Origin of the sequence: Pseudomonas syringae, from assembly GCF_002157375.1 — a bacterium.
In the GTDB taxonomy this organism is placed as follows: Bacteria; Pseudomonadota; Gammaproteobacteria; order Pseudomonadales; family Pseudomonadaceae; genus Aquipseudomonas; species Aquipseudomonas syringae_T.
The window spans coordinates 284862-311773 of sequence record NZ_MTSA01000002.1; the positions used below are offsets into that span (position 1 = coordinate 284862).

At 59.3% G+C, this 26912-nt stretch carries 17 protein-coding genes and 2 tRNA genes; 13 read left to right on the top strand and 6 right to left on the bottom strand.

The window, feature by feature from the left end; all coding sequences use genetic code 11:
* Nucleotides 1–134: 134 nt before the first annotated feature.
* Nucleotides 135–2069 carry a methyl-accepting chemotaxis protein gene (locus BW686_RS03180; protein ID WP_084914179.1) on the top strand — a complete coding sequence of 645 codons (1935 nt, stop codon included), beginning with the start codon at nucleotides 135–137 and terminating at the stop codon, nucleotides 2067–2069.
* A 104-nt stretch (nucleotides 2070–2173) separates the two neighbouring features.
* Here BW686_RS03180 and BW686_RS03185 read toward each other — a convergent pair.
* Both BW686_RS03185 and BW686_RS03190 read right to left on the bottom strand, forming a co-directional pair.
* A tRNA-Leu gene (locus tag BW686_RS03185) sits at nucleotides 2174–2260 on the bottom strand.
* Nucleotides 2261–2420: 160 nt separating this feature from the next.
* Nucleotides 2421–2507, bottom strand: a tRNA-Leu gene (locus BW686_RS03190).
* 225 nt (nucleotides 2508–2732) lie between these two features.
* On the opposite strand from BW686_RS03190, the gene rnr reads away from it, so the two are divergent.
* From rnr to dnaB, 7 genes are all read left to right on the top strand, one after another.
* Nucleotides 2733–5366: a ribonuclease R gene (gene rnr, locus BW686_RS03195; RefSeq protein ID WP_084914180.1), complete on the top strand. Its 2634-nt coding sequence runs from the start codon at nucleotides 2733–2735 to the stop codon at nucleotides 5364–5366.
* The gene (gene rlmB, locus BW686_RS03200; protein ID WP_084914181.1) at nucleotides 5363–6124 is read left to right on the top strand and encodes a 23S rRNA (guanosine(2251)-2'-O)-methyltransferase RlmB; all 762 of its coding nucleotides are present in this window, start codon (nucleotides 5363–5365) and stop codon (nucleotides 6122–6124) included. The genes rnr and rlmB overlap by 4 nt, the downstream gene beginning before the upstream one ends.
* 214 nt (nucleotides 6125–6338) lie before the next feature.
* Entirely contained in the window at nucleotides 6339–6764 is a 426-nt protein-coding gene (gene rpsF, locus BW686_RS03205) for a 30S ribosomal protein S6 (protein ID WP_002551828.1), read from the top strand.
* A 28-nt stretch (nucleotides 6765–6792) separates the two neighbouring features.
* Nucleotides 6793–7023, top strand: coding sequence for a 30S ribosomal protein S18 (rpsR, locus tag BW686_RS03210; protein WP_002551829.1), 231 nt, complete (start codon nucleotides 6793–6795; stop codon nucleotides 7021–7023).
* A gap of 39 nt (nucleotides 7024–7062) precedes the next feature.
* A complete protein-coding gene (locus tag BW686_RS03215) occupies nucleotides 7063–7959 on the top strand; it encodes a hypothetical protein (protein WP_084914182.1) in 897 nt (298 codons plus the stop codon).
* 19 nt (nucleotides 7960–7978) lie between these two features.
* On the top strand, nucleotides 7979–8425 hold the full coding sequence (gene rplI, locus BW686_RS03220; RefSeq protein WP_003317208.1) for a 50S ribosomal protein L9: 447 nt from the start codon (nucleotides 7979–7981) through the stop codon (nucleotides 8423–8425).
* A gap of 123 nt (nucleotides 8426–8548) precedes the next feature.
* Nucleotides 8549–9943, top strand: a complete 1395-nt coding sequence (gene dnaB, locus BW686_RS03225; protein ID WP_016567072.1) for a replicative DNA helicase — start codon at nucleotides 8549–8551, stop codon at nucleotides 9941–9943.
* 59 nt (nucleotides 9944–10002) lie between these two features.
* On the opposite strand, the gene BW686_RS03230 is transcribed toward dnaB, so the two are convergent.
* A complete protein-coding gene (locus BW686_RS03230; RefSeq protein ID WP_084914183.1) occupies nucleotides 10003–12873 on the bottom strand; it encodes an RHS repeat-associated core domain-containing protein in 2871 nt (956 codons plus the stop codon).
* Nucleotides 12874–13064: 191 nt separating this feature from the next.
* Here BW686_RS03230 and BW686_RS03235 point away from each other — a divergent pair, with 191 nt between their 5' ends.
* From BW686_RS03235 to azu, 5 genes are all read left to right on the top strand, one after another.
* Complete coding sequence (locus BW686_RS03235) at nucleotides 13065–15374, top strand: YgiQ family radical SAM protein (RefSeq protein ID WP_084914184.1); 2310 nt, start codon at nucleotides 13065–13067, stop codon at nucleotides 15372–15374.
* A 597-nt stretch (nucleotides 15375–15971) separates the two neighbouring features.
* Nucleotides 15972–19250 (top strand): transglutaminase family protein, encoded by a 3279-nt coding sequence (locus tag BW686_RS03240; protein WP_084914185.1) that lies wholly within the window; start codon nucleotides 15972–15974, stop codon nucleotides 19248–19250.
* 89 nt (nucleotides 19251–19339) lie between these two features.
* Nucleotides 19340–21835 (top strand): circularly permuted type 2 ATP-grasp protein, encoded by a 2496-nt coding sequence (locus tag BW686_RS03245; RefSeq protein ID WP_084914186.1) that lies wholly within the window; start codon nucleotides 19340–19342, stop codon nucleotides 21833–21835.
* Nucleotides 21835–22728, top strand: a complete 894-nt coding sequence (locus tag BW686_RS03250; protein WP_084914187.1) for a transglutaminase family protein — start codon at nucleotides 21835–21837, stop codon at nucleotides 22726–22728. Before BW686_RS03245 ends, BW686_RS03250 begins: the two co-directional genes overlap by 1 nt.
* Before the next feature lie 145 nt (nucleotides 22729–22873).
* Nucleotides 22874–23320: an azurin gene (azu, locus tag BW686_RS03255; protein ID WP_084914188.1), complete on the top strand. Its 447-nt coding sequence runs from the start codon at nucleotides 22874–22876 to the stop codon at nucleotides 23318–23320.
* A gap of 285 nt (nucleotides 23321–23605) precedes the next feature.
* Here azu and nadE read toward each other — a convergent pair whose 3' ends face one another.
* The 3 genes from nadE to BW686_RS03275 all read right to left on the bottom strand — a co-directional run bounded on the left by nadE (nucleotide 23606) and on the right by BW686_RS03275 (nucleotide 26688).
* Entirely contained in the window at nucleotides 23606–24433 is an 828-nt protein-coding gene (gene nadE / locus BW686_RS03265; RefSeq protein ID WP_084914189.1) for an ammonia-dependent NAD(+) synthetase, read from the bottom strand.
* Nucleotides 24434–24459: 26 nt separating this feature from the next.
* On the bottom strand, nucleotides 24460–25683 hold the full coding sequence (pncB, locus tag BW686_RS03270; protein WP_084914190.1) for a nicotinate phosphoribosyltransferase: 1224 nt from the start codon (nucleotides 25681–25683) through the stop codon (nucleotides 24460–24462).
* A 99-nt stretch (nucleotides 25684–25782) separates the two neighbouring features.
* On the bottom strand, nucleotides 25783–26688 hold the full coding sequence (locus BW686_RS03275) for a LysR substrate-binding domain-containing protein (RefSeq protein WP_084914191.1): 906 nt from the start codon (nucleotides 26686–26688) through the stop codon (nucleotides 25783–25785).
* Nucleotides 26689–26912: the final 224 nt, after the last annotated feature.

Sequence of the window (26912 nt, forward strand, 5' to 3'; positions counted from 1 at the left end):
CGGCCTTTTTTGCTTTCGGCGTGTAAGGCGGTTCATCGTAAAAAGTGAGACTTGTGTCACGGCACGGCGCTTGCTACAAAGATGACAGAAAAGTGCCATCATTTTAATGGCGCTCAAGGTGGAGGGATTCTCCTGTGTCAGCTGTCCTGTCTCTTTTGCAAAGTCGTCTGCTGCGCCCCGTGTTCATTGCGCTGGGCATCGCACTTTTGGTGCAGGTGGTGGTAGCGGTTGCGCTCACCCGGAGCACGGTCACTGCGCTGGAGGCTGATCTTGCCAATCGCCTCGGGGTAGATTCGCAACACCTTTCCGCCGAGCTGGAGCTGGCGAGTAGCGAAGTGACGTCGAGTCTGGATTCGCTGTCGACCAGTACCCGCCAACGTCTGAGCGTCGGGCTCTCTGAGCGCTTGAAAGGTGAGCAGGCGCAACTGCGCGCTACGTTGGAAAAAGACCTCCATGATTCTGCGACCGACATGGCTGAATTGCTGGCTGCCGTCGCCCCGCGAGCGATGTGGGACAACGACACGCCAACCCTTTCCGAATTCGCGCGACGTGCGCAGCGTAATCCGAACGTGCTGTTCGTGGTTTACGACGATGCAGCTGGCGAGCACTTGACCCGCTACATGAACCGGGATAACCCTCTGGTCAAGGCATTGCTGGCCAAAGGCGAGGGTGAGCGGGCGATGGACAAGATTCTGAACGCCGCGAAAAACGATCCATCCGTTTATTACGTCGAGGCCTCCATCAGCCCTAACGGCGTCGAGATCGGCAAAGTGCGCATGGGTGTTTCCACGGCGACAGTCGAGGAAAATCTCGCGGCACTGGACAAGCGCTTCGCCACGCTGATCACCAGTGGCGAGCAGCTGGTTTCCGACAGCCTCGCCAGTGCGTCGAAGGACAGCTCCGCGGCCTTGCGCACGCGCCTGCAATCCGCTCAAACCGCCGCGACAGCCATGACCGGCAACACGCGTGTCGCGGTTCAGGAGGCGGCTGAAACCTTGCGCTGGCGGATCGGTCTGGGCCTGGCGCTGGTGGGGCTGGGCGTGCTGCTGTTGCTGGCCGTGGTTCTGGGGCGTCGAGTGGTCAGCAAGCTGCACCTGTTGATCGCCGCGCTGAATGATCTGGCGGCGGGAGAGGGCGACCTGACCAGGCGCGTCAAGCTGGACAGCAATGATGAGATCGGCGATATGTCGGCCGCGGTCAATCGCTTCATCGACAAGCTGCAACCCATCGTGCGCGAAGCCGGTGAAGTTGCGCAACTGACGGGTGTCGAGATTGGTGCGATGAGCCAGCGCAATGCCGGTGCCGATGCAGCAGCCGAATTGCAGCGAGATGAAGTGGCGGCCAGTCTGAAAGCGCTGGAGCAAATGGCTGACGAGGCGCAGTCGGAAAGTCATGCGATGCAAGCGGCCTTGCGTCAGGTCATCGACATCAAGCAGGCCACCGATGAAAACACCCGCACCTCCAATCAGGTGGGCGGTTTGATTGAGGCGCTGGCCGGACAGGTCGAGACTGGCGCGCAAGTGATCGAGCGTCTGGCGCAGCAAAGCCAGCAGATCGAGGTGGTGCTGGAAGTTATCCACGGCATTGCCGAACAAACCAACCTGCTGGCACTGAACGCGGCCATCGAGGCGGCGCGTGCTGGCGAGACGGGCAGGGGGTTTGCGGTTGTCGCGGACGAGGTGAGGGCGCTGGCCAGCAAGACGCAAAGTTCGACCGGAGACATTCAGGAACACATCGTCGCCTTGCAGCGCGGCGCGAAAGAGGCCGTCGCCGCCATCGGCATCGCCGGTCGCCAGGCCAAGGAAGGTCTTGAGGTGCTGCGTGAAAGCGTCAAGCGGCAGCAGACGGTGCAGACCTCGGTGGAGCAGGTACACGCCGCCATCGGGTTGGCGACCAAGGCTGCCGTGCATCAGGCAGAAGGTGCCCAGGCAGTGCGTGGTCGGGTAGAGGTGATTCACGCTCAAGCCGAGCGAGCGGCCAAGGCCGTGGTGGAAACGACCGCCAGTGGCAAGGTCCTCAACGGGCTTGCTGCACAGTTGAAGGCAAGTCTGGGGCAGTTTCGGGCTTGAGTTTGCGGTGTTCGGCGCTACGGCTGTAGCGCTGAATACGCGGGAAGGAATTTCACAGCGTCTTAAATGCAAAAAACCGAGCCATTGGCTCGGTTTTTTTGAATTGGTGCCCAGAAGAAGACTCGAACTTCCACGACCTTGCGGTCACCAGCACCTGAAGCTGGCGTGTCTACCAATTTCACCATCTGGGCAGCATCAGCAGCGTCTCCGCCGTTGATGGGGCGCACTATACGGCGATCGTTTTGCTCTGTAAACCCCTGTTTTGATTTAATAATCAAAACCCAAAAATGCAAAAACCCGCTTTCGCGGGTTTTTGTGAGGCTTGAGACTGTTGTAGTCTGTTGCCTGAATTGGTGCCCAGAAGAAGACTCGAACTTCCACGACCTTGCGGTCACCAGCACCTGAAGCTGGCGTGTCTACCAATTTCACCATCTGGGCAGTATCGAATGGCATCAGCCTGCCGATGGCGCGCACTATACGGAGCGCTTTTTAGGCTGTAAACCCCGGCGGCGAAAAAAAGTCTAAAAAATTCGCGGGCGGTGTGTTTCGGGTGTTGCAGCGGGGTCAGGCAGGCTTTTTGTCGAGCGGTTTGAGCGTGAAATTTCCCGTTTCATGAGGTCTATGCCAAACTAACCCCTATATATACAAGGTGAAAACTATCTAATGGCCGATTGGCAGTCCCTCGATCCCGAGGCCGCTCGTGAAGCGGAAAAATACGAAAACCCTATTCCCAGCCGCGAGCTGATCTTGCAGCACCTGTCCGAGCGCGGTTCGCCGGCCAGTCGCGAGCAACTGGTCGAAGAATTCGGCCTGACCACCGAAGATCAATTCGAGGCCCTGCGCCGTCGCCTTCGTGCGATGGAGCGTGACGCCCAGTTGATCTATACCCGTCGTGGCACTTACGCACCGGTAGACAAGCTTGACCTGATTCTTGGTCGCATCTCCGGCCACCGCGACGGTTTCGGTTTCCTGGTGCCCGATGACGGCTCCGATGACCTGTTCATGAGCCCGGCGCAGATGCGTCTGGTGTTTGACGGTGATCGGGCGCTGGCGCGGGTTTCCGGTCTTGATCGTCGTGGTCGTCGCGAAGGCGTGATCGTCGAAGTGATCTCGCGTGCTCATGAAACCATCGTGGGTCGCTATTTCGAAGAAAGCGGCATTGGTTTTGTGGTGCCCGATAACCCGAAAATCCAGCAGGAAGTGCTGGTGACGCCGGGTCGCAACAACAGCGCCAAGATTGGCCAGTTCGTCGAGGTGAAGATCACTCACTGGCCTACTCCGCGCTTCCAGCCTCAAGGTGATGTGGTCGAAGTGGTCGGCAACTACATGGCGCCGGGAATGGAAATCGATGTCGCGCTGCGCACGTACGACATTCCGCACGTCTGGCCGGAAGCCGTCCTCAAAGAGGCCGCCAAGCTCAAGCCGGAAGTCGAAGACAAGGACAAGGAAAACCGCGTCGATCTGCGCCACTTGCCGTTCGTGACTATCGACGGCGAAGACGCACGCGACTTCGACGATGCGGTTTATTGCGAAGCCAAACCTGGCAAGCTGCGCTTGTTCTCTGGTGGCTGGAAGCTCTACGTAGCCATCGCCGACGTGTCGAGCTACGTGAAGATCGGTTCCGCGCTGGATGCAGAATCCCAGGTACGCGGCAACTCGGTGTACTTCCCCGAGCGCGTCGTGCCGATGCTGCCTGAGCAGTTGTCCAACGGCCTGTGCTCGCTGAACCCGCATGTCGATCGTCTGGCCATGGTGTGCGAGATGACCATCTCCAAGACCGGCGAGATGACCGACTACGTGTTCTACGAAGGCATAATCCACTCCCATGCTCGCCTGACCTACAACAAGGTCAGCACTATCCTGGAACAGCCGAAAACCGCCGAGGCGAAAAGCCTGCGCGGTGAATATGGCGACGTGGTGCCGCACCTCAAGCAGCTTTACGCGATGTACAAGGTATTGCTGGGTGCGCGGCATGTGCGTGGCGCGATCGATTTCGAAACGCAGGAAACCCGGATCATCTTCGGTTCCGAGCGCAAGATTGCCGAAATCCGTCCAACCACCCGCAATGATGCTCACAAGCTGATCGAAGAGTGCATGCTGGCCGCCAACGTGGCCACCGCGCAGTTCTTGAAAAAGCATGAAATTCCTGCGTTGTACCGCGTTCACGATGGTCCGCCACCTGAGCGGCTGGAAAAGCTGCGTGCCTTCCTGGGCGAGCTGGGTCTGAGCCTGCACAAGGGCAAAGACGGTCCGACACCGAAGGATTATCAGGCGCTGCTCGAAACCGTTCGTGATCGTCCTGACTACCACCTGATCCAGACCGTGATGCTGCGTTCGTTGAGTCAGGCGGTCTACAGCTCGGATAACAACGGCCACTTCGGCCTGAACTACGAAGCGTATACGCACTTCACGTCGCCGATCCGCCGTTACCCGGATCTGCTGACCCACCGTGCGATTCGCAGCGTTATCCGTTCCAAGCAGGATACCCCGCACGTACGCCGTGCCGGTGCCGCAACGATTCCGAAAGCGCGCATCTATCCGTACGACGAAGCGCTGCTGGAGCAGTTGGGCGAACAATGCTCGATGAGCGAGCGCCGTGCCGATGAAGCCACGCGTGACGTGGTCAACTGGCTCAAGTGCGAATACATGAAAGATCGCGTGGGCGAGTCGTTCCCGGGTGTGATCACGGCCGTCACCGGCTTCGGTCTGTTCGTCGAACTGACCGACATTTATGTCGAGGGTCTGGTCCACGTTACGGCCTTGCCGGGGGATTACTACCATTTCGATCCGCTGCATCACCGCCTTGCCGGCGAGCGCACCGGGCGTAATTTCCGCTTGGGCGACACCGTTGAAGTGCGTGTCATGCGTGTCGATCTGGATGAACGCAAGATCGATTTCGAAATATCCGAAACGGCAGCGGCAGCTACGCCGGTCGGTCGCAAGCGTCGTGGTCATGACACGGCTCCGCCTGCAGCCGCTGCGGCTGAGAAAGACAAGGCGCCTGCAGCCAAGTCGGGACGTCGTACGTCTTCGACGAAAGAGACGGGCTCCGAGGCTTATCGCCCAAGCGATGCGGCTGCCAAAAATGCCGAAGTGCGTAAAAGCCGAGAGCTGAAAAAGGCTCTGCTGGCAGACGCGAAGGGCGGTAGCAAGGCGACGTCGGGAAAGTCTGACAGGTCGGGTTCTGCTCCTTCATCGAGCAAACCGGCCAGCAAACACCGTAAAGGCTCGTCAAAAACGGGCTCCGCGCCAACTGCAAAAAGCAGTGGCGCTCGTAAACCCAAGGCCAAGTCATGAGTCAGCTGGAAAAAATCTACGGCGTGCATGCCGTAGAAGCATTGCTTCGTCACCACCCCAAGCGCGTCAAGCACATCTGGCTGGCGGAGGGTCGTAACGACCCTCGTGTCCAGACGCTGGTCGCGTTGGCGAGTGAAAACCGCGTCACCATCGGCCAGGCCGAGCGTCGCGAAATGGACGCCTGGGTCGAGGGCGTCCATCAGGGTGTGGTTGCCGATGTCAGCCCGAGCCAGGTCTGGGGCGAAGCGATGCTCGACGAGCTGCTGGATCGCAGTGAAGGCTCGCCGTTGTTGCTGGTGCTCGATGGCGTTACCGATCCGCATAACCTGGGTGCTTGCCTGCGTACTGCCGATGCGGCAGGCGCGCTGGCTGTCATCGTGCCCAAGGACAAGTCTGCAACGCTGACGCCTGCGGTGCGAAAAGTCGCCTGTGGTGCTGCGGAAGTCATTCCGCTGGTGGCCGTGACCAATCTGGCTCGCACGCTGGAAAAGCTTCAGCAGCGCGGCTTGTGGGTTGTCGGTACGGCCGGCGAGGCGGAAGTCGAGTTGTATCAGCAAGACCTGACCGGGCCTACGATCATCATCATGGGTGCTGAAGGCAAAGGCATGCGGCGCCTGACCCGCGAGCACTGCGATTATCTGGTGCGCCTGCCGATGGCGGGCAGCGTCAGCAGCCTTAACGTGTCGGTTGCTACCGGCGTGTGTCTGTTCGAAGCGTTGCGCCAGCGCAGCGTCAAGGCTACCGGCAAGAAGGCCTGATCTTCTCGCTGTCTGCCGAGTGAGCAGGTCGCGCTCTGCGATCTGCTCAGAAATTCACCAATTGCCTTGCGCCTCCAGCGACCCTTCTCTACAATTGCGCCCCTTGCTGTCACGGCAGGCGCGCATGTGCCTGTCCCTGAGCAAGACCAACAGTGTCATTCACTCCTTGTCTGACCGCTTTTGAGCGGCAGGCTACAACCCGTAAGGAGCATTCATGCGTCATTACGAAATTATCTTTTTGGTCCACCCGGATCAAAGCGAGCAAGTCGGCGGCATGGTAGAGCGTTACACCAAGCTGATCGAAGAAGACGGCGGCAAAATCCACCGTCTGGAAGATTGGGGCCGTCGTCAACTGGCCTACGCAATCAACAATGTTCACAAGGCTCACTACGTGATGCTGAACGTTGAATGCACTGGCAAGGCCCTGGCCGAGCTGGAAGACAACTTCCGTTACAACGATGCTGTGATCCGTAACCTGGTCATCCGTCGCGACGAAGCCGTAACCGGCCAGTCCGAGATGCTCAAGGCTGAAGAGAACCGCAGTGAGCGCCGTGAGCGTCGTGACCGTCCTGAGCACTCCGACAGCGCCGATGGCGATGACGGCGACAACAGCGACGTTAGCGATAACGCTGACGAGTAATCCACGGACCTTTTGAGGAGCCAATTACATGGCACGTTTCTTCCGTCGTCGTAAATTCTGCCGCTTCACCGCTGAAGACGTCAAAGAGATCGATTACAAAGATCTCAACACTCTGAAAGCCTACGTATCCGAGACCGGCAAAATCGTTCCAAGCCGTATCACAGGTACCAAAGCACGTTATCAGCGTCAGCTGGCCACCGCTATCAAGCGTGCCCGCTTCCTGGCCCTGCTGGCCTACACCGACAGCCACGGCCGCTGAGACCAGGTAGTCGACAAAACGTAACAAAGGATAGAAAGCATGCGTGCCCTGGCTGAATTCATCATGCGCGGCCGTATGCAGGCCACTCTCGTAGTGGCTGGATGTGCGGCATTGCCGCTGTTGTTCTGGTTGAGTGCTGCCGCAGGGTGCCTTGTGCTCCTGCGACGCGGGTTCAGTGATGCCGTTGGTGTCCTGTCCTGGGCTCTGCTGCCGGCTTTGGTCTGGTGGTATTTCGGCGAACCTCGTACAGCCATGGTGCTGCTGGGTTCGCTGAGTTTGGCAATGGTTTTGCGTGCCAGCGAGTCCTGGGTCCGCGTGCTGCTGGTCAGCGTGGCGTTGGGTGTGGTGTATGCAGTAGTTCTGGGCACGGTTTTTCGCGAACCTCTGGAAGCAATGTCGCAGGAGTTGCAGAAACATCTGCCGACAATGCTGGCCGGGCTCTACGAGCAGTTGAACGTAGAAGAGCGAGCGCGTCTGGGATCACTGATTGCTCCCGTCCTGAATGGCCTGATAGCGGCTGTGTTGCAGATCGTCAGTGTGCTGTGCCTGATGCTTGGGCGGTACTGGCAAGCGATGTTGTACAACCCGGGTGGTTTCGGGCGTGAATTTCGCGCCGTGAAACTTCCACTGGTGCCTGCGTTGGCGCTGTTGGTGTGCATGCTGGTGGGGCCGAATTTCGGTCCTCAGATAGCGATGATTACACCGCTGTGCAGTGTGCCGCTGGCATTTGCCGGGCTGGCCCTGATTCATGGACTGGTCGCTGAAAAGCGCCTCTCCAGGTTCTGGCTGGTAGGGATGTACATCACGCTGCTGGTGTTCATGCAACTGATTTATCCGTTGCTCGTGGTAATTGCCATTGTCGACAGCCTGATTGATTTTCGCGGTCGCCGGGGTTCGAAAGATTCCGGCAATGGTCCTGCGAACGGTGAAGGTTAAAAGTTAAGAGGATTTCCACATGCAACTGATCCTTCTGGAAAAAGTCGCCAACCTGGGCAACCTGGGCGACAAAGTAAACGTTAAGGCCGGCTACGGTCGTAACTACCTGCTGCCTTATGGCAAAGCAACCGCTGCAACCGCTGCCAACGTGGCTGCGTTTGAAGAGCGTCGTGCCGAGCTGGAAAAACTGGCTGCAGACAAGAAAGCATCTGCCGAAACTCGCGCTGCCCAACTGGCTGAGCTGGAAGTGACTATCACTGCCACCGCTGGTGACGAAGGCAAGCTGTTCGGTTCGATCGGCACCCACGACATCGCTGATGCACTGACCGCCTCTGGCGTTGAAGTTGCAAAAAGCGAAGTTCGTCTGCCGAACGGCACTATCCGCAACGTTGGCGAATTCGACGTAGCCGTGCATCTGCACAGCGACGTAGAAGCGACCGTGCGCGTTGTCGTAGTGGCTGCTTAAGCAACACCGAATCGTCTGGCGGCATTGTCGTCAGGGGATTAACATCGGGCACGATCCTGTTTACAGGTCGTGCCCTTTGTCTTTGTGCCATCCTCATTCTGCAAACCCCGAATTAAAGTGGCCATGAACGATATATCCGCCCCCGAGCAATACGATCTGCAAACCGCTGCCCTGAAGGTGCCGCCCCATTCCATCGAGGCCGAACAGGCTGTGCTCGGTGGTCTGATGCTGGACAACAACGCCTGGGAGCGGGTGCTTGATCAAGTGTCCGATGGCGATTTCTATCGACATGACCACCGCCTGATTTTCCGCGCCATCGCCCGTCTGGCCGATCAAAACAGCCCGATCGACGTGGTCACGCTGGCTGAGCAACTGGACAAGGAAGGGCAGACCTCGCAAGTCGGTGGCCTGGGCTATCTCAGTGAGCTGGCGAAAAACACGCCGTCCGTCGCCAACATCAAGGCCTATGCGCAGATTGTTCGAGCGCGTGCCACGTTGCGGCAGTTGATCGGTATCAGTACCGAGATCGCCGACAGCGCGTTCAACCCCGAAGGTCGAACCGCCGAAGAGATTCTGGACGAGGCCGAGCGGCAGATCTTCCAGATTGCCGAAGCGCGCCCCAAGACCGGCGGCCCGGTCAGCGTCAATGATTTGCTGACCAAAGCCATCGACCGCATCGATACCCTGTTCAACAGCGACAACGCCATTACCGGCCTATCAACCGGTTATACCGACCTTGATGAGAAAACCAGCGGCTTGCAGCCGTCTGACCTGATCATCGTCGCGGGCCGTCCGTCGATGGGTAAAACCACGTTCGCAATGAACCTGGTCGAAAACGCCGTGTTACGCAGCGACAAGGTAGTGCTGGTCTACTCGCTGGAGATGCCAGGTGAATCGCTGATCATGCGTATGTTGTCGTCGCTGGGGCGTATCGACCAGACCAAGGTGCGTGCCGGTCGCCTGGACGATGATGACTGGCCGCGTCTGACTTCTGCGGTCAATCTGCTCAATGACCGTAAGCTGTTCATCGACGATACCGCAGGCATCAGTCCTTCGGAAATGCGCGCGCGCACCCGCCGGATCGTTCGTGAGCACGGCGACATTGCCATGATCATGATCGACTACCTGCAGTTGATGCAGATTCCCGGTTCAAGCGGCGACAACCGTACCAACGAGATTTCCGAGATTTCCCGCTCGTTGAAGGCGCTGGCCAAAGAGTTCAACTGCCCGGTCATTGCCCTGTCGCAGCTTAACCGCTCGCTGGAGCAGCGCCCGAACAAACGCCCGATCAACTCCGACCTCCGGGAATCCGGAGCGATCGAGCAGGATGCCGACGTCATCATGTTCGTGTACCGGGATGAGGTGTATCACCCGGAGACCGAACACAAGGGTATCGCCGAGATCATCATCGGCAAGCAGCGTAACGGCCCCATCGGCACTACGCGCCTGGCGTTCATCGGCAAGTACACCCGCTTCGAGAATCTGGCGCCGGGCAGTTATAACTTCGACGACGATTGATCTCGCCGTCAGATGCTGTTCCCGTTTCATCATGGCTCATGGTGAGACGGCGGCAGCATCTATCGGTGCGTATCCCCGATTCGGTGTGGACGCCATTGCCCTGTTTTGTCGTCTTTTGCCAGTAGCAAGCGGATTTTGCCTCTGCCTTTGGCGCTGGCTACCCCGGCAAGATCCAAGGAGATTTCCTTGCGTACCTTGTGTGCTGATGCGCCCTTAAAGCCTCGCTCATTGAAACTGTCGATCGCTTTGGTGACGGCTGATTCCAGATCATTCTGGCTATATTTATTTTTGGCATCCTCGAACACTGGGGAGCTAAAAAAGTCGCCAATATCAACGTTGATGACGAATTTTTTCTTTTGGGTTTTTTGTGCTGGGGTGTCAGGGCTGGGGGTCGCAGACGTGGATTTACTTGTTGTTCCACCTTCACGGTACTTCTTTTTTTCTGCAGTAGAGATGTCGAATTCCGACATCTGACTAAGAGACGTCAAGTTGCTTAAGTTGCTTATGGCACTCGCTCTGCGCGATGGCCTATATTCCTCCTCAGGGTACACGGGCCCTCTGATTTCACTTTGGAAGAGCACTTTTGTTGTTGAAAGGCTCATGAAGAGGGGGGACTGTTGGTTGTTTTTAAAATACTCTTTTTGCTTCAGGCTGGTCAGGTAGAACGCATTCAGGGCGTTAGTGGTGCTGTCATGCCGGAATGCAATATCCGAGGGCATTGCATTAATGCGGGTCATGAATACGTCAAGTTCCTCAATCTCTTTGCGGTCAAGATTATAGGCGTCGGCCGCTTGATCGAAAAAATCCGCATAGGCCTCTATCTTGGCGTTTTGCTTTGCCCACGCGCTGTACTTTTGAACCGCCCATAATGTCAGTCCTGTAATGATGACTCCCATAAAACCGCCCGCAGCAAGGGTGCCCATGTCATCGAAGTCAACGCTGATCCCGCCCTGCGAGTCGACTCTGCTGATGGGGTTGTTTCGGGTCATTCGGTAAAGATTCAGTCCTTCAACGTCGCCTAAAGGGTCCGCACTTATCCAGCGCATCAGCCAAGGCGCGTAATACCTCATACCGTAGTAGTAAAGCCCTGTGCTGTCCCGCTCCACTCCCGAGTAACGGATGACTTTGCAGGACGCTTCAACCGCTGAGTGCGCAGCCCACCAAGCCGTCCCTCCGAACGGGTAATATCCTTCATAACTGATCAGTCTTGCTTCGGCATCCAGCTCCAGTGTGCTGGAACCCAAGTGGTCATCGACGCTATAGCGCAGCTGATCGTTGTCTATGGCCTCCGGTTTGCCCTGAACCCAATGCAGGTAGCGCACGTTGCTCCGTCCGGCTTGCACGGTGATGACTTCAAGGTGCTCGCCTGTGGCGCTGTCTGTGCGGATTTCCAGGCCTGGGAGATAGCGCACATCGCGTATGTGCCGGACCGTCCGGGCCATGGCTGTTGCCGTTTTACGCAGGCGCTTGCCGCCAGCGTCGTAAGCATAGTGTTCGCTGTCGTCTGGTTGATCGGGCCGAGTAACGGCATCCGCCTTGATCAGACGGTTTCGTGAGTCCCAGTACAGCGCTCGCCCCGCAATCAACACCTGCTGATTGCCATTGGCGTCGAACGCTTTATCGAAGTCTGGTGGCGCGTCACCCTCGTTCCAAGGCAAAGCCCGGTTGCTTTTGGTATCGACGAGCATGTGACGGGTATACGCTTGTGTACCCTCGTGGCTGAGCCTTAGAAGGTTGCCCGCTTCGTCGTAGCAATACCGTTGGATGTAATTGAGCAGCTGACTTTTATCCACGGGCAGTTGGACAAGCTCCGGCAGTTCAGGGCGGATCCCCGCACGGGCGGTTTCGCGACCACTCGCTTTGATCAACTGGTAAAGGCTGTCGTATTCGTATTCATTGACCGCATCAATGCGCTGGCCTGAAAAGTGTCTTACAGGCTGTGCCTTATCCTCAATTCGGGTGACATTACCCGTCTGATCGTAACCATACAGCAGGTGCTGCAGAGGCTTGGCGCCCGGACGTTTGGTGATTAGTTCGTGCAGACGGCCATCGGCAGGGTCAAAACTTGCGCGGCTGATGACTCCGTTACCGGCCGTTTGCGACTCGGTACGGCCAAGAGCGTCGTACCTCAACTCATGCACCAGTACTTGATCGCTTCCGTTCATTGGCTTCAGGCGGAGGGTCTTTAGCTGGCCCGACACGTCATAGGTGCAGGTACGACGATTGCCTGATGCGTCGATCTGGGCCAGTACCTCGCCCATGACGTCGACGTGTGCGTTGCTTGAGAAGCCGGGGCCTGACTCCAGCAACGCCTCTTGGTTTAAAGAGTCTTCAGGCCAGTTCGGTAAATCGGTTGTCCGGAGAAAACGACGGGTCTGGCGCAGAATGTGTCCTGAAATGCCGCACGCCTCAATGAGGTCGGTACCCGCGCCGTCGCACGTCCGAATCAGACTCCCACAAAGGTTATTGGCAGCAGCCAGCTCTGAACTATCAGCATAGGAGAAACGTTCGGACGTTCGGGAGGCTTGCCCCCAGAGCTGTTCGCTTACCGCCGAGGGACGGTGCAGTTCGTCGTAGCGGGTTTTCCAATGGGTGCCACGTGCGTCCCAGTGCTCCAGCAAATGACCTGCCTCGCCATAGAGGAAAACCTGATAGCCTGCGTCGACACTGTCTACTGCCAAAGGCGCTCCGGTGAGGCTGAATACAGTAGTCAGATTCGGGCGGGTCAATGGCTCGGTGGTCAATTGCCTGAATCGTCTGGCGTCCCATTTTGCGACGGGTCTTGCCGCTGCATCATATTGCTGGCGTTCCGGGCGCCCCTCTGGGGTTTCACCCTGTGTGCCGCGGTACTGACTCACGCTGCGGATTGACAGCCCCCGACTGTCATTAACCAGTAGCGAGGGTGTATGTCGGTGCATGGCGTCAGTCATGGGCTTCGATTTCCATCAGGTATCGAAATCAGGGTATTCCCACTTGATAAGTGCCGGTACTGTCATAAATGGCAGTGAGGCACGTCAGACGAATCATCTGGCATTTCCGACCATCGCCGTCGGACTTGATCAAAAAATGTGCTATATTCCGCACCCGCGATTTTTCCAACGTGCAAACGTAGGTCCTGAACATGCAAGCAGCCAAGCCGTTATTTGACTATCCCAAGTACTGGGCCGAATGTTTCGGACCAGCACCTTTCCTGCCCATGAGCCGGGAAGAAATGGATCTGCTTGGCTGGGATTCCTGCGACATCATCATTGTGACCGGTGATGCCTACGTCGATCACCCGTCTTTCGGCATGGCAATCATTGGTCGCCTGCTTGAGTCCCAGGGCTTTCGGGTCGGGATCATTGCGCAGCCGAACTGGCAGTCCAAAGACGACTTCATGAAGCTCGGCGAGCCGAACCTGTTTTTCGGTGTCGCTGCCGGCAACATGGACTCGATGATCAACCGCTACACCGCCGACAAGAAAATCCGCTCCGACGACGCCTATACGCCCGGCGGCATGGCCGGCAAGCGTCCGGATCGCGCGAGTCTGGTTTACAGCCAGCGTTGCAAGGAAGCCTATAAGCACGTGCCTATCGTGCTGGGCGGCATCGAGGCTTCGTTGCGCCGCATCGCCCACTATGACTACTGGCAGGACAAGGTTCGCAACTCGATCCTGATCGACGCCTGCGCCGACATCCTGCTTTATGGCAACGCCGAGCGGGCCATTGTCGAAGTCGCCCAGCGTCTGTCCTACGGCCACAAGATTGAAGACATCACCGATGTGCGCGGCACCGCGTTCATTCGGCGCGACACGCCACAGGGCTGGTACGAAGTCGATTCGACCCGCATCGATCGTCCGGGCAAGGTCGACAAGATCATCAACCCGTACGTCAACACCCAGGACACTCAGGCCTGCGCCATCGAGCAGGAAAAAGGCAACGTCGAAGACCCGAACGAAGCCAAGGTGGTGCAGATTCTTGCCAGCCCGCGCATGACCCGTGACAAGACGGTTATCCGTCTGCCATCGGTGGAAAAAGTGCGCAACGATGCCGTGCTGTACGCACACGCCAACCGCGTGTTGCACCTGGAAACCAACCCGGGCAACGCCCGCGCGCTGGTGCAAAAGCATGGCGAAGTCGACGTCTGGTTCAACCCGCCGCCGATTCCGATGACCACCGAAGAAATGGACTACGTGTTCGGCATGCCTTACGCGCGCGTCCCGCATCCTGCGTACGGCAAGGAAAAAATTCCTGCCTACGACATGATCCGCTTCTCGGTGAATATCATGCGTGGCTGTTTCGGCGGCTGCACGTTCTGCTCGATCACCGAGCACGAAGGCCGGATCATCCAGAACCGCTCTGAAGAGTCGATCATTCGCGAAATCGAAGAGATCCGCGACAAGGTGCCAGGCTTCACAGGGGTCATCTCCGACCTGGGCGGGCCGACTGCGAACATGTATCGCATCGCCTGCAAAAGTCCGGAAATCGAGTCGGCCTGCCGCAAGCCATCGTGTGTGTTTCCTGGCATCTGCCCGAACCTGAACACCGATCACTCGTCACTGATTCAGCTGTACCGCAGCGCCCGCGCCTTGCCGGGCGTGAAGAAGATCCTGATCGCCTCCGGGTTGCGTTACGACCTGGCGGTCGAGTCGCCGGAATACGTCAAGGAACTGGTCACGCACCACGTTGGCGGCTACCTGAAGATTGCCCCGGAACACACCGAGGAAGGTCCGCTCAACCAGATGATGAAACCGGGCATTGGCAGCTATGACAAGTTCAAGCGCATGTTCGAGAAGTACACCAAGGAAGCGGGCAAAGAGCAGTACCTGATTCCTTACTTCATCGCCGCCCACCCGGGCACTACCGATGAAGACATGATGAACCTGGCGCTGTGGCTCAAGGGCAACGGCTTCCGGGCGGATCAGGTGCAGGCGTTCTACCCGTCGCCGATGGCAACGGCCACCGCCATGTACCACTCGGGCAAGAACCCGCTGCGCAAGGTGACTTACAAAAGTGATGGCGTCACGATTGTGAAGAGTGAAGCCCAGCGTCGCCTGCACAAGGCGTTTCTGCGCTATCACGACCCGAAAGGCTGGCCGATGTTGCGTGAGGCGCTGGAGCGTATGGGGCGTGCCGATCTGATCGGGCCGGGCAAGGATCAGTTGATTCCGTTGCATCAGCCAGCGACCGACACCTACCAGAGCGCCCGCCGCAAGAATTCGACGCCGGCGGGTAGCCATAAGGTGGGCAAGAACACCAAGACCACGCTGATCCAGACCCAGCACACCGGTCTGCCGCCACGCGCAAGCGACGGCAGCAAACCGTGGGACAAGCGCGAAGAAGCCAAGGCTGCGGCAATGGCGCGCAACAAGCAGGCTGCCAAAGAACGTATGGACGCAGCCAAAGGCAAAGGCCCCAAGCCAGCCAAGCGCAAACCGGTAGTGCCGCGCTGACGCGAGGTACCAGGGCAGACGCAGAGCGTTGCACGATAGTTGAGATTATCGTTCCTCACTCTGTGGGAGCGACCGGGGTGGCGATCCACATTGCTCGGGAAAGCGATTGTTCAGTGATGACGCTTTCGCGAGCAAGCTCGCTCCCACAGGGGGCAATGTGTGCCTGTCATGCGTTCGTGTGCTGATGTGCCGGAAATCTAGGATCGGGCAGTGCTGAAACCCGCCTGCGATTTCCTGTGGGAGCGACCGGGGTGGCGATCCACATTGCTCGGGAAAGCGATTGTTCAGTGATGATGCTTTCGCTAGCAAGCTCGCTCCCGCAGGGGGGATGTATCGGGTGAAGCTGCGCATCACACACCTGCAACGCGTCGGATGCGTATCCAGACCGCTCCACAATTCTTTACCCCCCATTCAATCCCTCTGCCACACTGTCTGCCTTATTACTGTGCAACCCTTGCACCGTCTGCTCAGGCGGACACGATTTTGGTGCTGCGCCTTGCGGGGCGGGCAGTGCTGGTGTCGTTGGCGCCTGACTTTGACTGGATGGCATAAGTCTTGCGCGGCTCATTTACCGTTCAGGCTCGCAGGAGGCACGCCGTGTCGATTCATATTGCCTTGCACCATGTCACGCATTATCGCTACGAACGCGCGGTCGAACTGGGCCCTCAGATCGTTCGCCTGCGCCCGGCCGCCCACAGCCGCACCCGCGTGCTGTCGTACTCGCTGAAAGTCCTGCCTGAAAACCACTTCATCAACTGGCAACAGGACCCCCAGGGGAATTATCTGGCGCGCCTGGTCTTCCCGGAAAAGACCAACGAGTTTCGCGTGGAAGTCGACCTGGTCGCCGAGATGGCGGTGTTCAACCCGTTCGACTTCTTTCTGGAGCCGTACGCCGAGAACATTCCTTTCACGTATGCCAGCGAAGAACAGCGTGAGCTGGCGCCGTACCTCGAAAAGCTGCCGCTGACGCCGAGATTCCAGGCCTATCTGGACAGCATCAGTCGCGAGCCGATTCCCGCCATTGATTTTCTGGTCGGTCTCAACCAGCGCCTGAGCCAGGACGTCGCGTACCTGATCCGCATGGAGCCGGGTGTTCAGACCCCGGAATTTACCCTCGAAAATGCGTCGGGCTCATGCCGTGACTCTGCATGGCTGTTGGTGCAACTGCTGCGTCATCTGGGCATGGCTGCGCGGTTTGTGTCGGGCTATCTGATCCAGCTCAAAGCCGATGTCGAGGCGCTGGACGGGCCTTCTGGCACCGAGGTCGATTTCACTGACCTGCATGCGTGGTGCGAGGTGTATCTGCCGGGCGCAGGCTGGGTCGGGCTGGATGCCACCTCCGGCCTGTTTGCAGGCGAAGGGCACATTCCGCTGGCGTGCAGCCCCGAGCCATCCTCCGCCGCACCGATCAGCGGGCTGGTCGAACCGTGCGAAACCGACTTCAGCCACGAAATGTCGGTCGAGCGCATCTGGGAGGCGCCGCGCGTCACCAAGCCTTACACCGAAGCGCAATGGCAAGACATCCAGACACTGGGCCGGCAGATCGACGCCGATCTGGTGCGTGACGATGTGCGCCTGACCATGGGCGGCGAGCCGACGTTCGTGTCGATTGATGATCGCGACGGCGCTGAATGGAATACCGCAGCGCTGGGGCCTCGCAAGCGCGAGCTGTCTGCCGAGCTGTTTCAACGCATGCGGGCGCATTACGCACCGCTGGGGATCGTGCATTTCGGTCAGGGCAAGTGGTACCCCGGCGAGCAACTGCCGCGCTGGTCGCTGAACTGTTTCTGGCGCAAGGATGGCAAGCCGGTGTGGCGCAATAACGCGCTGATCGCCGATGAAACACAGGATTACGGCGCGACGGGTGAGCTGGCCGGGCGTTTCCTGGCCAGCGTTGCCGAGCGCTTGAAACTGCCGAGCCGTTTCGTTTTTCCGGCTTACGAAGACAATTTCTATTACCTGTGGCGCGAAGGTGCGCTGCCCGTGAACGTGACCGCTGAAGATTCAAGGCTCGGCGACGAGATGGAGCGGGCACGTCTGCGCAAAGTCTTCGCGCAAGGTCTGGACAAAATGATAGGTCAGGTTTTGCCGCTGGCCCGTAGCGCTGACAGCGAAAGCTGGCAGAGCGGTCGCTGGTATCTGCGCGACGAGCACTGCCGTCTGGTGCCGGGCGATTCTGCGTTGGGCTATCGACTGCCGCTGGCGTCGCAGCCGTGGGTCAAGGCAGCGGAATATCCGTTCATTCATCCGACCGACCACAATCAGGACTTCCCTGAACTGGCAGACAGCGACTCGCTGACCGCGCAACTCCGGTCCACAGACACCGATGCCGAGCGCGCACCGAAGGTTGACGAGTCCGCCGACTGGCTGACCCGCACGGCGTTGTGTGCCGAGGCGCGTGACGGGCGTTTGTACCTGTTCATGCCGCCGCTGCAGAAGCTTGAGGAATACCTTGAGCTGGTGGCTGTGATCGAAGCGACCGCCGAAGAACTGCAGTGCCCGATTTTGCTGGAAGGCTATGAGCCTCCGAGTGATCCGCGTCTGTGCAACTTCCGCATCACACCTGACCCGGGCGTGATCGAAGTCAACGTGCAGCCGTCCGCCAGTTGGGACGAACTGGTTGAACGCACCGAGTTTCTTTACGAACAGGCCCGCCTCACGCGCCTGACCACGGAAAAATTCATGATCGATGGCCGGCACACCGGCACCGGCGGCGGCAACCATTTTGTGCTGGGCGGGGCGACGCCTGCGGACTCACCGTTTCTGCGTCGTCCGGACCTGCTGCGCAGCCTGATCAGCTACTGGCATAACCATCCTTCGCTGTCGTACCTGTTTTCCGGCCTGTTCATTGGGCCGACCTCCCAGGCGCCGCGTATCGACGAAGCGCGCAACGATTCGCTGTATGAAATGGAAATCGCTTTCGCGCAGATGCCTGAACCCGGCGAAGACGTCGCGCCGTGGGTCGTGGATCGCCTGCTGCGCAATCTGCTGATCGACGTCACCGGCAACACGCACCGCGCCGAGTTCTGCATCGACAAACTGTACTCGCCGGATGGCGCGACCGGACGTCTTGGCCTGCTGGAACTGCGTGCGTTCGAGATGCCACCCCATGCGCGCATGAGCCTCGCCCAGCAATTGCTGCTGCGGGCGCTGGTCGCACGTTTCTGGCGTGAGCCTTATGCACCGGCCAAGCTGGCGCGTTGGGGCACGCAGTTGCACGACCGCTTCATGCTGCCGCACTTCATCGAGCAGGATTTTGCCGACGTGGTCGCCGACCTCAACGCCGCCGGTTACCCGGTCAAGGCCGACTGGTTTGCCGCGCACCTGGAGTTCCGCTTCCCGAAAGTGGGCGACTACGCTGTCAACGGTATCGAACTGGAACTGCGTCAGGCGCTGGAACCCTGGCATGTGCTGGGCGAAGAGGGCTCGGCCGGTGGTGCGGTGCGCTATGTCGATTCGTCGCTGGAACGCCTGCAAGTGCATCTCACCGGGCTGCCGCCGCAACGCTACCTGCTGACCTGCAACGGCATACCCGTGCCATTGCAGCCGACCGGCCGGGTCGGTGAGTTTGTCGCGGGCGTGCGCTATCGCGCCTGGCAGCCTGCCAACTGCCTGCAACCGACCATCGGTGTGCATGCGCCGCTGGTATTTGACCTGCTCGACACCTGGATGCATCGCTCGCTGGGCGGCTGCGAGTATCATGTCGCCCACCCGGGCGGTCGTAACTACGAAACCTTGCCGGTCAACGCCAACGAAGCGGAAAGCCGTCGCCTGTCACGTTTCTTCCGCATTGGTCATACACCCGGCAAACTGGACGTCCCGTTGCTCAACATTAACGACGAGCTGCCGATGACGCTGGATATGCGTCTGCATTAAAAAAACAGTGGTTTTGTGCGTCAGATGCACACGGACGTGACATCTGGCTGCACTACTCTGAAGTCCTTACGTTGCCTGCCGAGCCTTCCATGCCTGACCTGCTTGACCGCTACCCTCTTTCCGAGGGTACTTACCACGAGATGCTCGACGCTGACGGTGCCGTTCGCCCGCATTGGCGACGCCTGTACGAGCACATGCAACGCAGCACTTCAGCGCAATTGATCCAGCGCCAGGCCTTGTTGACCCGGCAAATTCAGGAAAACGGCGTCACCTACAACGTTTACGCCGACCCCAAAGGCGCAGACCGGCCGTGGGAGCTGGACCTGTTGCCGCACATTATTGCGGCGGATGAGTGGCAGCACGTCGCGGCAGGGATTGCCCAGCGTGCGCGGCTGCTCAACGCCGTGCTGGCTGACCTGTACGGCCCGCAAACCCTGATCGCCAATGGCTTGCTGCCCGCTGAACTGGTGTTCGGTCACAACAATTTTCTGTGGCCGTGCCAGGGCGTCAAACCGCCGGAAGGCACCTTTCTGCACATGTACGCCGTGGACCTGGCGCGCACGCCGGACGGGCGCTGGTGGGTCACCGCCGACCGGACTCAGGCCCCGTCGGGTGCCGGCTATGCGCTGGAAAATCGCCAGAGCGTTGCGCGCGCCTTGCCGGAAACCTACCGCGACTTGCAGGTCAGGCATCTGTCAGGCTTTTTCGACACCCTGCAACAGACCCTGGCCCGTCAGGCGCCGACCAGCAGCGAAGCGCCGCTGGTGGTGTTGCTGACACCGGGACGCTTCAACGAAAGTTATTTCGAGCATCTGTATCTGGCGCGGCAGTTGGGTTATCCGCTGGTCGAGGGCGGCGACCTCACCGTGCGTGATGCGACTGTCTACCTGAAAACCCTCAGCGGCCTGCGCCGGGTTCACGCGATCATGCGCCGCCTGGACGATGACTTCTGCGACCCTCTGGAATTGCGTACCGATTCCGCACTTGGCGTGCCGGGCTTGCTGGAGGCGGTGCGTAGAGGCAATGTGCTGGTCGCCAATGCGTTGGGCAGCGGCGTTCTGGAGTCCCCGGGCCTGTTGGGCTTTTTGCCGAAAATCAGTCAGTACCTGTTTGGCGAGGACCTGATCCTGCCCTCGGTTGCGACCTGGTGGTGCGGAGAGCCGACAGTGCTGGCGCAAGCGCTGGAGAAACTGCCTGATCTGCTGATCAAACCGGCCTTCCCCTCGCAGCACTTCGCCCCCGTGTTTGGTCGCGACCTCAACGAAGAGCAACGTAATGCGCTCGCCCTGCGCATGCAGTCGCGGCCTTACGCTTATGTTGCCCAAGAGCTGGCACAGTTGTCTCATGCGCCGGTCCTGCAAGCAGACGGCACCGGCCTGCAACCCCGCGCCATTGGCATGCGGGTGTACGCCGTGGCCAGCCTCGACGGCTATCGCGTGTTGCCGGGCGGTCTGACCCGCGTCGCCGCTGAAGCCGATGCCGATGTAGTGTCGATGCAGCGCGGCGGTGCGAGCAAGGACACTTGGGTGCTGGGCGAGCGTTCGCACCTTGGCGAACCCTGGAAAGGCCAGCGCACCCTGGGCGTCTATGATCTGATCCGCCGCGATCCTTACCTCCCGTCGCGAGTGGTAGAGAACCTGTTCTGGTTCGGGCGTTATTGCGAGCGTTGCGACGACAGTGCGCGTCTGTTGCGCATCATGCTGACGCGCTATGTCGATGATGACGATCCTCTCGCGTTGCAGGCCGCCGTGGCTCTGGCGGAAAGCCTGGGCATGCTGCCGGAAGCGGAGGAGGACGAAGAACTGAAGGACCGTCTGCTCGTTGCCTTGCTGGGTGACGAGTGGCCTTTCAGCCTGCGCGCCAATTTGCAGCGCCTGCAATGGGCTGCGTCGCAAGTGCGTGGCAAGCTTTCACGGGAAAACTGGCAGACGCTGGTCGAGTTGCAGCGTGAAGCCCTGAGCCTGGAAACCGACGAGCCGGATTTCGGCGAATTGCTGGACTTCCTCAACCGTCTGGTGATGTCGCTGGCGGCCCTTTCCGGTTTCGCGCTGGACGACATGACCCGCGACGAAGGCTGGAGCTTCCTGATGATCGGTCGGCGTATCGAGCGATTGAAATTCCTCAGTACCAGCCTCGCGGCGTTTCTGCGCGGTTCGGTGGCTTCGGAACAGGCCGGGCTGGAATGGCTGCTGGAGCTGGGTAACAGCAGCATCACCTACCGTTCGCGTTACATGGCCGTTCCGCACCTTATTCCGGTGCTGGACCTGCTGTTGCTCGATGAGCAAAACCCGCATGCCGTGCTGTTTCAGCTCAAGCTGGTCCAGCGCTCGCTGCGCCGCCTGAACGATGAGTTCGACGCGCCGCGCGATAACAGCCTGGCGGTACTGGCCCAGCGTCTCGCCGCCTTCGATCTGGGCAGCCTGGAAAATCCGCTGTTTGGTCAGAGCAGCATCGACGCTGTCCTCGACGGGCTGGCGGATCTGCTGCACAGCATCGGCGACAGCAGTGGGCAGGCTTCAGACCGTCTGGCCCTGCGCCATTTTGCCCACGTCGATGACGTCAGCCAACGCACGGTATCTGTCTGATGAGCGCCTTCTACCAGATTTTTCACGACACGCATTACAAGTACGACAGTCCGGTTTCCCTGGCTCAGCAACTGGCGCATCTGTGGCCGCGCAGCAGTCCGTGGCAGCGTTGCACCGAGCAGGCACTTGAGATTTTTCCGACGCCCACAACGCGTCGCGATGAACTGGATGTGTTCGGCAATCCGCTGACCCGCCTGGCATTCGAGCGCCCGCATGATGAACTGCAGGTCAATGCCCGGCTGCGTATCGAGGTGCTGGAACGGCCATTTCTGGATTTCAACCTGTCGCCGGAATGGGAAGTGACCCGCAGTGCGCTGACTTACAGCGCCAAGCCGATGACCGAGGATATTCTTGAAGCCTGCCGCTACCGCTTTGAATCACCTTACGTCCACCTGAAGCGTTCGTTCGTCGAGTTTTCTCAGGATTGTTTTCCTGCGGGGCGGCCTTTGCTGCTGGGCGCGCAGGCCCTGATGGAGAAGATCTTTACCGAATTCACCTTCGATGAAGAGGCGACTCAGGTCGCTACGCCGCTGGTGGAGGTGCTGGAGCGGCGACGCGGCGTGTGCCAGGACTTTGCGCACTTGATGCTGGCGTGCCTGCGCTCACGCGGGCTGGCGGCGCGTTACGTCAGCGGTTACCTGCTGACCCAGCCACCGCCTGGCCAGCCCCGGTTGATTGGCGCGGACGCTTCGCATGCCTGGGTGTCGGTGTTCTGCCCGGCGTCGGGCTGGGTCGATTTTGACCCGACCAACAACGCCCAGCCTGCGCTGGAGCACATCAGTCTGGCCTGGGGGCGGGACTTCTCGGACGTTTCACCGTTGCGAGGCGTTATTCTGGGTGGCGGCAACCACGATCCCGAGGTTCGGGTCACGGTCATGCCTGTCAGCGCCTAATTCACGGCCTTCGCGAATCGTTCTTCAGGGGTGCAATGGCGACGAGGGCCTTTCGACGTACGTCCTTGGAACCCCGGCCCTGATCGGGCACTCTCTTGTAACGTCAATTCTTACGTTTTTTAAATAGCCTGCCCTGGAGATTCAAATGATTCGCAAGCTCGTAGCGATTTCGCTGTTGTCGTTGGCCAGTGGTCAGTTGTTGGCTGCCGAGTGCTCGGCCACAGTCGATTCGACCGATCAGATGATGTACGACACCAAAGCCATCCAGATCGACAAGAGCTGCAAGACGTTTACTGTCAACCTGACGCACTCCGGCAACCTGCCGAAGAATGTCATGGGGCATAACTGGGTATTGGGCAAGAAAGCCGATGCTCAGGCGATCACCAACGATGGCATGGCGGCAGGCATCGACAAGGATTACCTGAAGCCGGACGACGACCGCATCATCGCCCACACCAAAGTCATTGGCGCCGGTGAAAAAGACTCGGTGACGTTCGATGTGTCGAAACTGGACCCGGCGCAGGAATATGAGTTTTTCTGCACCTTCCCGGGGCACATCAGCATGATGAAAGGCGCCGTGACCCTCAAGTAACGATACGTTTCCAGAGTCGGACGCAGAGCGTCCAGAACGGCATGCCCATGCGGAGCGGGGGCACGAGAGGTGTTTTTCCCGGACACCGCTCGTTCCTCACGCTCCAGCGTGGGAATGCCTTGCGTGACGCTCCGCGTCACAGATCTGCGCCGCGCCCATCCGGCATGCCCATGCGGAGCGGGGGCACGAGAGGTGTTTTTCCTGGACACCGCTCGTTCCTCACGCTCCAGCGTGGGAATGCCTTGCGTGACGCTCCGCGTCACAGATCCTTGCCGTGCCAATCCCTCACGGGGCGTAGGGCAATTCGCGTTTGTGCTGGGTCTTGTCGTAGGTTTCGCAAATGATCCTGAACGCTTCCTCACGCACCGGCTCGCCGTGCAGGAAGGCGTCGATCTCGGCGTAGGTGATGCCGTGTGAGGCTTCGTCCGGTTTGCCGGGTGACAGGTCTTCCAGGTCGGCCGTCGGTACTTTTTCCACCAGTGACTCCGGCGCGCCGAAATGGCGGGCGATGGCGCGCACCTGATTTTTCACCAGACCGCTCAACGGTGCGAGGTCGCAGGCACCGTCGCCGAACTTGGTGAAGAAACCCATGACGGCTTCGGCCGCGTGATCAGTGCCGATCACCAGGCCCTGATAAGCCCCGGCGACGGTGTATTGGGCAACCATGCGCATGCGGGCCTTGGTGTTGCCGAGTACGAAGTCCACGGAACTGGCCGGCAGCCCGTCGAAGGCTTTCACTTCAGCAGCCAGCGCCTTGACGCTGGAGCCGATATTGATGGTGTGACGCTCGTCCGGCTCGATGAAGTCCACGGATGCCTGAGCTTCGTGTTCGTCGGCCTGCACGACGTAGGGCAGGCGCACGGCGACGAAGCGATAACCGGCGTCACCCGTGCTGGCGCGCAGCTCTTTGACGGCGCGTTGTGCGAGCAGGCCGGCCGTCAGGGAATCGACCCCGCCGCTGATGCCCAGCACCAGCGTTTTGAGGCGTGCGTTCTGCAGGCACTCCTTGATGAAGTTGACGCGGCGGGCGACTTCGGCCTGCAATGCGTTCTGGTCCGCAAAAGGTGGCTGGACCTTGAGCTGTTCAGCAATCTGGCGCTGTACGGCGTGCATGATTCACTCCTCGTAAATAGGACAATTCAAGCGGGTGTGTCAGGCGTCGGCAAGGCGGGCACCTTGAACACATGCCGCAGGTAGGCGACAAAATTCGGGTCCTTGCATTGCGTCTTGCCGGGCTCGTCGGAAATTTTCGCGACGGCCTGACCTGCGCAAGCGGTCATTTTCAGCACCATGTTCATGGGCGCGATGCCTGGGATGTCGGCGGTCAGGTTGGTGCCGATGCCAAAGCTGACATTGATGCGCCCGCGCAACGCCCGAAAGATCTCCAGCGATTTGGGCAGATTCAGGCCATCGGAAAACACCAGCGTTTTGCTCATCGGGTCGATGCCCAGTTTCTGGTAGTGCGAGATGCATTTTTCGGCCCACTTCACCGGGTCACCCGAATCGTGGCGCAAACCGTCGAACAGCTTGGCGAAGTACAGATCGAAGTCGTTCAGAAACGCGTCGGTGGTGATGCAATCCGTCAATGCGATGCCCAGCAGGCCTCGGTACTCGCGAACCCAGCAGTCGAGCGCGGCGATCTGGCTGTCGATCAGGCGCGGCCCCAATTGCTGGTGAGCCATGATCCACTCGTGAGCCATTGTGCCCAGCGGTTTCAGGTCAAGCTGGCGCGCCAGATGGACATTGCTGGTGCCGACGAGTTGGCCCGGAAAATCCTTTTTGAGTACGCAGAGGATTTCTTCCTGAACCCGGTAGGAAAAGCGTCTGCGAGTCCCGAAGTCCGCGACTTTCAGCTCGGCCAGTTCATCAGGTGTGGCGTGAGTGCTCAGCCATTCGAACTTGTCATACAGGCGGTCGCGGGCCTGGCTGAGCAGGGTGTCCGGGTAACGGTGGCGGTTCCGGACTTCGCTGACAATTGCCAGCAGTGGCACCTCGAACAGAATGACGTGCAGCCACGGCCCATGCAGGCGGATGCACAGCTCACCGTCTTCGATGCTGGTTTTGACATAGCGGGTGTTGAAGCGGAACAGCCCCAGAAACCTCAGAAAATCCGGTTTGAGAAACGTGATGCGCTCCAGAAAGCCCAAGTGCTCAGGGGTCAGCGACAGCTCGCACAGCAACTCGATCTGATGCTTGATCTCGTCCAGATAGGGGCGAAGGTCTTCCCCGTTGCGGCAGCGAAACTCCCACTCGACGTCCACGTTGGGGTAGTTGTGCAGGACGGCCTGCATCATGGTCAGCTTGTAGAAATCGGTGTCGAGCAGGCTTTGCACGATACGATTTGAAAAGGCGCTCTCGCTCATTGAATCGGGCTCTCCAGAGCAGCCGGATAATGTCGGACCCGCGACTTCCTGTCTGTCACCACGGAAAGCTCACGGCCGGATGGGTGTGCATTGTCGCCCTTAACGTGGCGATTGTTCCAACTGTTCCAGCATCCACTGCAGAAAAACCCGGATTTTGGGCACGTCGGCAGTGTGTTCCGGATAGGACAGGTAATAGGCGCTGTTAGTGCTGGGCAATGGGTAATCCCATGGAATGACCAGCTTGCCCTCGGCCAGTTCTTCCTCCACCAGAAAGCGCGGCAGCAGCGCAACACCGCAGCCGACCTGGGCGGCGCGGATGCACATGTAGAAGGTTTCAAAACGTGGGCCGTGATAACTGTGATCAGTATGAAAGCCCTGGCTTTCGAACCATTCATGCCAGGCCTGAGGGCGAAAAGCGTTCTGCAACAGGACCAGTTCGCTCAACTGGGTCGGGTCGGTGAAGGGCGTATCAGGAAGGCTGTCGGGGGCGCAGACCGGTACCAGTTCCTCGCCAAACAGCTTCACGCTCTCCGCACCGGGAATGGCGGCCTGACCGAAATAGAACGACACGTCGCACCGGCCCTTGATCAGGTCATCGGATTCCTGCTCGTTGATCAGGTCCAGGTGGATGTGCGGATGACGCAGGCGCCAGCCCTTCAGGCGCGGCACCAGCCAGCGGGCGCCGAAGGTGGAAGGTGTCGAGACCCGCAGCACCTCGGTTTCGCCGCCGTAGGAGCGCAGAAAGTGGGTGGACATCTCGATCTGAGTAAGAATCTTGCGCACTTCCGCCAGGTACAACGCGCCGGCCGGTGTGAGTTGCAAGCGACGCCGCACCCGCTGAAACAACAGGTGCTGGACCAGCTCTTCAAGCTGCGCGACCTGTTTGCTGACGGCGCTCTGGGTCAGGTTGAGTTCTTCTGCGGCGCGGGTGAAGCTCAAATGCCGGGTCACCGCCTCAAAGCATTGCAGGGCGGCGATCGAGGGCAGATGACGTTTGTTCAGCATGATGACTTCTCTGTATTCCAGCGCGAGCGTGCGTGAGCACCATGAATAATCGGAATGATATCTCGCTTAAAGGTTGTTTGTCGGCCAGGCCCCTCTCGCATTATTAATGCTCAAGGGATCCGCACCTGCTTTTTCTGACAAATCCACTAGCCTCAAATGGTGCGTCTCGTAGCGTTCGCGCACCGGGCGTGTGCAATTCGGTGACGTGTGTTGTTACAGGGGGG